The 7,383-nt window shown below is 35.7% G+C and carries 9 protein-coding genes; all 9 read left to right on the top strand.

Translation table 11 applies throughout. The annotated features are described in order from the left end of the window. The first annotated feature begins 172 nt into the window (after positions 1-172). The 9 genes from P6N53_RS08330 (at position 173) to P6N53_RS08370 (ending at position 7,093) form a co-directional block, all read left to right on the top strand. The gene (locus P6N53_RS08330; RefSeq protein ID WP_304542380.1) at positions 173-715 is read left to right on the top strand and encodes a hypothetical protein; all 543 of its coding nucleotides are present in this window, start codon (positions 173-175) and stop codon (positions 713-715) included. 219 nt (positions 716-934) lie between these two features. Then, a complete protein-coding gene (locus P6N53_RS08335) occupies positions 935-1,912 on the top strand; it encodes a restriction endonuclease (RefSeq protein WP_304542381.1) in 978 nt (325 codons plus the stop codon). Between the two features lie 264 nt (positions 1,913-2,176). Then, positions 2,177-3,106, top strand: a complete 930-nt coding sequence (locus P6N53_RS08340) for an HNH endonuclease (RefSeq protein WP_304542382.1) — start codon at positions 2,177-2,179, stop codon at positions 3,104-3,106. A 353-nt stretch (positions 3,107-3,459) separates the two neighbouring features. Further along, positions 3,460-3,822 carry a PM1101 family membrane protein gene (locus P6N53_RS08345; RefSeq protein WP_304542383.1) on the top strand — a complete coding sequence of 121 codons (363 nt, stop codon included), beginning with the start codon at positions 3,460-3,462 and terminating at the stop codon, positions 3,820-3,822. Positions 3,823-4,009: 187 nt separating this feature from the next. Further along, positions 4,010-4,207, top strand: a complete 198-nt coding sequence (locus tag P6N53_RS08350) for a hypothetical protein (RefSeq protein WP_304542384.1) — start codon at positions 4,010-4,012, stop codon at positions 4,205-4,207. A gap of 14 nt (positions 4,208-4,221) precedes the next feature. Continuing rightward, positions 4,222-5,100, top strand: a complete 879-nt coding sequence (locus tag P6N53_RS08355) for a hypothetical protein (RefSeq protein WP_304542385.1) — start codon at positions 4,222-4,224, stop codon at positions 5,098-5,100. A gap of 511 nt (positions 5,101-5,611) precedes the next feature. After that, positions 5,612-5,788, top strand: a complete 177-nt coding sequence (locus tag P6N53_RS08360) for a hypothetical protein (protein ID WP_304542386.1) — start codon at positions 5,612-5,614, stop codon at positions 5,786-5,788. A gap of 55 nt (positions 5,789-5,843) precedes the next feature. Further along, complete coding sequence (locus tag P6N53_RS08365) at positions 5,844-6,170, top strand: transposase (RefSeq protein WP_304542387.1); 327 nt, start codon at positions 5,844-5,846, stop codon at positions 6,168-6,170. Positions 6,171-6,187: 17 nt separating this feature from the next. Continuing rightward, a complete protein-coding gene (locus P6N53_RS08370; protein WP_304542390.1) occupies positions 6,188-7,093 on the top strand; it encodes an IS3 family transposase in 906 nt (301 codons plus the stop codon). Positions 7,094-7,383 lie beyond the last annotated feature (290 nt).

The raw sequence follows: 7,383 nt of genomic DNA on the forward strand, positions 1-7,383 counted from the left end.
ACTTTTATCTTGTCGATGTTCAGCGGATTCAGGTTAGTTTCTGCCGGGCAAATCCTGGTGTTTTTTATTATGTTCGACAAAAAATTTAAACTCTTTCGAATTAAGGGTGATAAAATGTCCTAAAGAATAATTAATTAACAAATTAGAAATTTATTAAAGAGGTGTACCTTTAGTGAAAATACCTATTTTTCTTAGCTATCCTAGACCCCATTTAAAATCTCAGGTGGAGTTTATTAAAGCTATATCAGCATATCTAGAAGGAAGAGGCCTCCAACCAAGAACATTGGGGGTTACAGATTATGATATGGATGAACCATTAACAGCAATTAGGCGACTAATGCTGGAATCTAATGGGCTACTTACTATTGCATTTAGGCGTGGGTATATTCAAACAGGTATGGGCAAAAAAGATAGCGATATTGGTGAGGTTCCTTATGATTTATCAGATAAATGGATTACAAGTCCTTATTGCCATATTGAGCCAGCAATGGCTTTTCAGATAGGATTACCAATACTTGTTTTGAGGGAGCAAGGAGTAATAGACGAAGGTATACTTGAAAAAGGAGTCACTGGTACATATTTACCGGAATTTGATCTGAGAAAGCCTGCCGTTGATTACTTGCAAGAAAAGGAATGGACACAATTGATCGGAATGTGGGAAGGGCATGTACGTTCAGTAGTTAGATATAAAGGATATCCACCAAAATTATATTGATTATTTTTCTGGATATACCGGTTCTTATTTAACACTGTTAACTAATACTTGACTATAAATCATACACCGGACAAATCCGGTGTTTTTAATATATTCAACATAGTTTTTAAACCATCTTCATCGATCTTAACTGCGTGTCCATCAATCTGGCAAGGGGAATATTCATCTCTAAGGTATTATCCATTGTTCTGTCAAAAAATAGGACTGGGGGTATATAATGTGTACTTTGAAGAAAATGATTTGGATTTCTATGTGCTAGATGCATATAGGTTTGAAGAGTTGTGCTTTGATCTTGTAATGAAAGCCGGGTTCCATTCCGCTATTTGGCGACAAGGTGGTCCTGATAATGGCCGTGATATTGAGGCTTGCTTCACAATAACTAATCCATTAGTAGGCAATTATCATGAGAAGTGGTTTATTGAATGTAAACACTACTCAAAAGGAGTTCCGGTAGAGGAAGTTAGTACAAAGTTTGAATGGGCACAGGCAGAGCAAGCCGACCATTTGCTTCTAATAACCAGTTCCTACCTTTCCAACTCTACTAGGGAATGGATCAATAAACGTTGTCAAACGGCACCATACAAGTTTCACCTTATGGAAGGCAAAGTTTTAAAGCAAAGAATTTTATGTTTTCCAGATCTAGTAGATAGTTATTTTAAAACAGAAGCGTACAAAGTCTTGTTAGATACCTTTAAATATTGGATATTTCATGAAATCTTACCTAATTGGAAAACACTAAAATATTTAGCATCAAACATAAGTATTGAAAAGCTTACTCCTAGAGAACTGGCCTTTTTATGGAGTGCAAGTATATTTTCAAATGAGACAATAGATTTAACTTCTACTGATATGTATTCGAATTTTTCTATGGAATTTCTAGTTAATAGTTTGAAGCAAAAATCAAATTCTCAAAACTGTTTTGAAGATTTGTCAATTGAACAAGTGTTTTCGTTAGGTTTCGGCGAAATGCAACGCAGTATAGAGTATAAATACATATTAAGTGCAATTATAAAGATAAAAGATAGGGGTCAAATATATGATTGTTTATATAGTTTAACTCATACTGAGAAAGACGTAGGAATAGAAATCCTTCTTCCTCGGACTGACTTTCATAAACCAATAATTAGATTTATAGAAAATGGCGCTGAACAAGAGGTTGTTAAGAGACTAGCTACTTTACATGGTTTTATTAGGTAATTAATTTATTATTAGGTAAGATAAGAAAACAGCGATGCATTGGTCACAATTCTTGCCAAAAACCTCAATACAATTCATTCAAATCTCTCATAAAACAAAATTACCGTTTCCACATTACATCGGACAAATCCCGGTGTTTTTTATTTGTTCGACATAATTCTTAAACTTTATCAGGTTAATGTTGGTAGAATGAATTTATGCTAAATGTGTAAACTGCTTGCTAATCATGTCAAAAGATAAGCCAGGGTAAGGAAGCGGATGCTTATGAAAATGTATGTTGGAATAACAGACTATGATTGGTTCAAAACTTTAAAGCAGGAAAATTGTGATGAAGTGAACTTTTGGAAACCTGGAGGCCGCACTAATTTTAAGGCATTGAATGAAGGAGACTTATTTTTATTCAAGCTACATAGCCCGCAGGACTATATCGTAGGCGGCGGTTTTTTTCTGAAGTTTTCTATCTTACCGTCTTCCTTAGCTTGGGAGGCGTTCGGAATTGCAAATGGTGCCAAGAGCCTTTTGGAGCTTAATAACAGAGTTTACAAATATAAAAAAACAAATCGTTTATTAGATCCAGATCCACAGATCGGATGCATAATCCTTTCCATGCCCTTTTATTTTAATGAGCAAGATTGGATTCCGGTTCCTCAAGACTGGAATCGCAATATCGTACAAGGCAAAACTTATGACACCTCCGAAGTGCATGGTTTATCTCTATATAAACAGGTGCAGGATAAACTTAGGATGGAAGATACCATGCAGTTTGCTATAAAAGAAAATGCTAATAATAACCGCTACGGAAAAGAGCAAGTAATTAAACCACGGATCGGGCAGGGAGCCTTTAAGGTTCTGATAACAGATGCTTATCATAGAAGATGCGCAATAACAGGGGAAAAAACACTGCCTGTTTTAGAAGCGGCGCATATTAAACCATATAGTATGGAAGGTCCCCACGAGATCAATAATGGATTGCTTCTAAGAAGGGATTTTCACACCCTATTTGATAGAGGATATATCACCTTAGATAAGACGCTAACAGTAGAGGTAAGCCATCGTATTAAAGAAGACTTTGGCAATGGCAAAGAATACTATGCCTATCATGGCAGCAAGCTGATTATTTTACCAGAACGAAAAGAACATTTACCGAATCTAAAGTATTTAGAATGGCATAATGAGAATGTTTATTTAGGCTAGTTAATATCAATCATCTAGATTTACTATGTGAGGCATGAGTAATTAAGATCTCAATTATGAATAGTATCATCAGAAAGTTAACCAGCATATCAACTAAAATTATCACCTTCTAGGTTGTGGAAACACAAACTCGTCAGCATTTTCACAGTTACCACAGTAACACCGAGCAAACCGGTTTAGTATTATTAGTTCAAAATAATTCTCAAATATTAATGATATGACAGTGATATAGTTATTATGTATAGACTTACTGATTATAATTAATTATGGGTAATTTACAATAATTACAAAATTTTTGTTTATATGTTAGGTCAAATTTCTTAATTTAAAAAGTTTAGGGGGTTAAATCGATTGTGTTTGTTGCAACTGAAGAAGAACTAGCCAGTGCCATTAAAAATAAAGAAGATCAAATCACAATTGAAGGGGACCTAAAGGAGAAAACGATCAAGATTAAAGCGACGGGGAATATTGCATGGGGGGTAGTTGTAACAGGCTTAATAATAGGAGTTGGTATTATTATTACAACAGGTGGTGCAGGGGCACCGATTTCAGCTCTAGCAGGTAGTGGAGCTGTAGGGATCTTAGGGAATGCTACAGCTATTAGTGCGTTAAAAATTGGCGTCGCTGCAAAAGGTGTTAATGTTTTAAACAGTTTGAGAAACGATTATAATATTACTTTTGAAGATAAGGATAAGTTAATCTTAAAAAGAAATTAAAGTTTAACAGAAACAACCATTAGGTGTAATAGTCAGGTTTTGTTTTAAACACAAGTTTTTTACGTCGGATGCTTCAATGTGGCGAGGGATGTGGCTCCTGAGAAGCATTACTCTTGGGTAGGCCACATCCCTTGAATCAGGGTAGCATCCTCCGACCCCATGTAAAGTCCTACTCTGGGGGTCACTAATGGCAATTACAAGAGTGGCTCTCACCCCAGATGATTGGCTCAAAAATTTCGAAGGTATGGATCTCATACACCGGAACAATGGCTCATTTTGCACCGGAATATACACCCAAGGCAAGCTGAAGGATTATAAATTTAATTTAATGACTAAGTTGTCCTGGATTGTGAAGTCAGTAAGATTAAGTAATGTTTATTTTTAGGAGAAGGTGACGAAGTGAGTGTATTTTATTTTTTTAACCCAAATAATAAACTGGGAATTAATTATATGTCTCCTACCTTATATGGAGGTTTTTTACCACATCCATATGCAGATTTAGAATGTCCAAACATGTATCTTGATTTTTGCTTAGAAGACATAAAACAAAATGATTTAAGAAGTAGAACTAATGCTTTTAGTAACTGTAAAAAAGCAATTCACCTAAGGGTTGATTTAATTCTAAATCAATATGGCTTACTTATGCCTAATATTAAATGTGATTTTCCGACAAAATTACAAATTGTTGAACTAGTTGGGTTGCTTCCAACGTTAATGCTGAAAAACATAAATGATGAAAGAAATCTTATTGAACATGATTATAGGGTTCCAGAAGAGAAAAGAGTTAAAGAAGTTATTGATGTAGCTGAGTTATTGTATATGGCAACCGACAAGATTCTAGGAAAAACTCCAATCGAGGTTATTATTGGGTTTGATACAGAACCACTACATAGAGTTATGCGTATAGAACCACAAAAGGGGCAATTAGAATTTTTTGGGATTAAAGCAAAAAAGGAAGAAGTAATGAAGTTTAATGAAGATTTTAACATATACTTCATCAAGGAAAAATTAAGGGGGATTGATGGAAGAATATTGCCTTTTTACGAAATTGATGAAGAAGTGTGTAATCGAATTGACTTAAGTTATACTAACAGGGAAAATTGGGAATTAATTATTAACCAACTATATTCTATAGTGAAAAACGATGCATTCAATAACACTGGTGCATATAAGGAAAACTGTATCTCCACTGTGGTACATATTCCTATAAGTAGTATGCATGAAACTGCTTTGTCAGATTTTTTAATTCGGAATTTTAATAGTAGGTTAAAAAAATAGTGTACTGATCTATTGTACACTCCAATTGGTGCTATAAAAGCACAATGAAACGATCCGTGTAAAAGGGTTGGCCGCCTGTGCTTATTTACTTATAATGAGGAGAAATGGCCTGGCCCATTTCCCATTGGATTTCGCATCCTTGGATAATTAGACAGTCATCCACCTTATATGAGCATCGGGTCAGTAGGCTGAAAACCGTTGAGGCCCTCTTGTAACTAACCAATTTAGGGAGGTAATATACGTAGTACCATCAGTAAGTTAACCAGCATAACAACCAAATTTATCACCTTCTAGGTTGTTAAGCACAAACTCATCACATTTCCACAGTCACCACATGTAACACCGGGCAAATCCCGGTGTATTTTTATTAGTTCGACATAATTTTCAAACTTTATTGACTTAGGGTTGATAAAATGTGAATATCGGCCAGTTTTTTCTATGAAGGCGTGGCAACCACATGAGTAATTCTATTATATTTTAAATTCTAGTATCGAATTGAGGTGGAATTCATATGAAGAAAATATTAAAAGAGAGACAAATTGAATTTCTTTTTCATTTTACAAGAGCGGAAAACTTGGTTAATATATTTAAATATGGTTTATTGCCACGAAGTGCATTATCAGCGAATAAGTTAGATAGCTACTTTAATGATGATTTCCGATATGATAACTATTTAGCCCCTAAATGAGATTGGAGTCCTGTCCCACAATAATGTAAAATAATATTGACGGAGGGGATAGGACATGAAAAGTAAAAGATATCCTAAAGAGTTCAAGGATCAAGTAATAAAAGATGCCTTGGAAATCAACGATGTAGGACAAGTAGCTAAACGCTACGAGGTTCACCCCAAAACCCTATACCGTTGGATTAGCGAATCAAAACATAAAGCATGGCAGCAAACAAGCAGTGAGTCCAAGAAAACAGCTGTTTATATACCTTCACATAAAGAATATAAACAACTGGAAAAAGAAAATGACAAGCTAAAAAATATCCTTGGTGAAAAAGACCTCGAAATTGCAATCCTGAGGGATTTATTAAAAAAGAAAAACCCCGGCTTTCAGACAGAATAGAAATTGCCGACATATGGATTGACCGGGGGTACTCAGCAGCAGTTGTACTACGGATTGTCGGCGTAAGCGAATCCACGTATTACCATCGTAAAAAAAATCCCGTTAAAGAACGTGTGTATAAGGGTGGAAGAAAAATACCAGGTTATTCTCTTACCTCAACTGGCAAGCCAATTAGTGATGAACAAATTAAAGAATGGTTAATGGAATTAATTGCCGGTGAGGAAAGTATTTATGGGTACCGTAAATTAACTCGCTGCTTACAGCGTCAGTACGGACTTGTTATAAATAAGAAAAAAGTTTATCGACTTTGTAAAGAACTGGATATTCTAGCACCACAGCGCCAAGTCCATATCAAGCACCCACGTAAAATTGCTATTAATCGTGTAATAACAAAATCTAACCAACTAATGGAAATAGATATTAAATACGGATACATTGCCGGAGAAAATAGATTCTTTTATTTAATGTGTATCATCGACGTCTATGATCGGATTATTATAGACTACCACCTTGGGCTTTCTTGTGAAGGAAAACATGCCGCCCAGTTAATGCAACGAGCATTGTGGAAACGTCAGCTATTTACCGATACAGCCAAACCGGTAATTAGAACCGATAATGGCCCACAGTTTATTAGTCATGCCTTTGAAAATGCATGTACAGAATTTAGAGTAGAGCACGAACGTATTCCACCTAAAACCCCTAATAAAAATGCTCATATTGAATCCTTTCACGCTATTTTGGAGAATGATTGTCTGAGCAAACATGAGTTTGCCACTTACCAAGATGCTTACCGCACTGTTACCGATTATATTCAGTTTTACAATCAGCGCCGGTTGCATGGTAGCTTATATGACTTATCTCCTATGGAATTTATAAATCAATTAGCACTTGGTAAAGTAAAACCTTTTATCGTCAAAGTTTAATTAAATATGTTTTTGGTGAGACCCTGAGGAAAACTTAGTTTAAGTACTAGGCGCCGTAGGGTAGCCTTGACAGCTCGTTAAAAGGGCTGTGGTACAATATCATACCGACGGGACGGTACCTATATGCATGTTTTCGGAGCCGCCCGTCGGTAGTTAAATCATTCCGCAGCCCTTAGGGCTGTCAAGGCCGCCGGACCATCATTGTATAACTTAGCCTTTTCTGGCTGTTATGAAATTCAATGAAAAAATGAGATTATGGGAGATGGCTCTAACAATAGGGGGTTAAACCG

The sequence above is a fragment of the Desulforamulus aquiferis genome (assembly GCF_030577015.1).
GTDB lineage: Bacteria > Bacillota > Desulfotomaculia > Desulfotomaculales > Desulfotomaculaceae > Desulfotomaculum > Desulfotomaculum aquiferis.